Source organism: Gilliamella sp. Fer4-1 (genome assembly GCF_001690515.1).
Taxonomy (GTDB): Bacteria; Pseudomonadota; Gammaproteobacteria; order Enterobacterales; family Orbaceae; genus Gilliamella; species Gilliamella apicola_C.
The window spans coordinates 1-1,434 of sequence record NZ_LZGZ01000125.1 but is presented as its reverse complement, the minus strand read 5'-3'; the positions used below and the strand labels follow the sequence as shown (position 1 = coordinate 1,434).

Sequence of the window (1,434 nt, the reverse complement as noted above, 5' to 3'; positions counted from 1 at the left end):
TTATCAAATATAAATAAGATCATTCCCGTAGATAATGATGCTGAAATTACTATTGAAGCCAATCCAAATTCTATTGATATAGAAAGGTTTAATGGTTATCAACAAGCTGGTATCAATCGAATATCCATTGGTGTACAAAGCTTTCAAGCCGATAAGCTTGTAAAATTAGGGAGAATACATAATCCCAAAGAAGCATTCACAGCAGGAAAATTAGCCAAAACATTAAATTTAAGAAGTTTTAATTTAGATTTAATGCATGGGTTACCAAGTCAATGTATTGATGATGCTATATATGATTTAAAACAAGCTATTGTTATTGATCCACCTCATTTATCTTGGTATCAATTAACCATTGAACCCAATACATTATTTAGTTCAAAACCGCCTGTTTTACCAGATGACGATAAACTTTGGGAAATTTACCAACAAGGTCATCAATTATTAACTAAACACGGTTACCAGCAATATGAAACCTCTGCTTATGCTAAAAAAGGTTTTCAATGCGAACATAATTTAAATTATTGGCGATTTGGGGACTATTTGGGGATTGGCTGTGGCGCCCATGGCAAATTAACCCAATCTGATGGTAAAATTATCCGCACCATAAAAACGCGTCATCCAAAAGGGTATTTAGAAGGACGTTATTTAGATAAATATTATGAAGTTCCAAAACAAGAGTTACCTTTTGAGTTTTTTATGAATCGATTTCGGCTATTTGAGCCAGTGCCAAAATACGAATTTGAACAACGGACTTATTTATCATTACAGATAGTTGATAAACAAATAACAATGGCCATTGAAAAAGGCTATTTAATTGAAGACGAACAAAACTGGCAAATAACTGAACATGGAAAACTATTTCTAAACTCATTATTAGAGTTCTTTTTATAGCTAAATTAAATATTAATTTCTGACAAAGGCAATTAGAGCCTATCTTTACGATTATTTAACGTAATAGGTACCAACTATTTAAGCAATCATTCGCATAACTTTACAGACATTTTTAAAAAATAAAGGCATAATGTATCCCGACAATGCATTTATTTCATTGTTTTCCTATTCCTTATGTTTTCCCAATAACTTTGTTATTGGGATTTTTTTACCTATACTTTGATAACTTCATTGCTTTTAATTATTATTTAATAAAAGTGTAAGAAAGGAACTGCTTTAATTCAGGTGGTATGTCCACACTTTTTAGTACCAAAAAGATAAAGTCATAGATTCATTTTATATTCAATGGGTGACTGGTAATTTAAAGACGAATGAAGCCTATTGTAATTAAACCAATCCACATAGTGATTAAATTGTAACCTGAGTTGTTCAAGTGAATCAAAAATCGTGTTTGACACAAATTCAGTTTTCACCGCTTTAAATGTTGCTTCAGCCACAGCATTATCATAAGGGCATCCCTTATGGCTTAATGAACGCTCAATG

2 protein-coding genes are annotated in these 1,434 nt (G+C 31.5%); one reads left to right on the top strand and one right to left on the bottom strand.

The annotated features are described in order from the left end of the window. Positions 1–891, top strand: an 891-nt coding sequence (hemW, locus tag A9G30_RS04355; protein WP_065588173.1) for a radical SAM family heme chaperone HemW, incomplete at its 5' end; no start/stop codon positions are given. A 323-nt stretch (positions 892–1,214) separates the two neighbouring features. Here the strand turns inward: hemW and A9G30_RS04350 are convergent. After that, on the bottom strand, positions 1,215–1,434 hold a 220-nt coding region (locus A9G30_RS04350; RefSeq protein WP_176700843.1), incomplete at its 5' end, for an IS3 family transposase.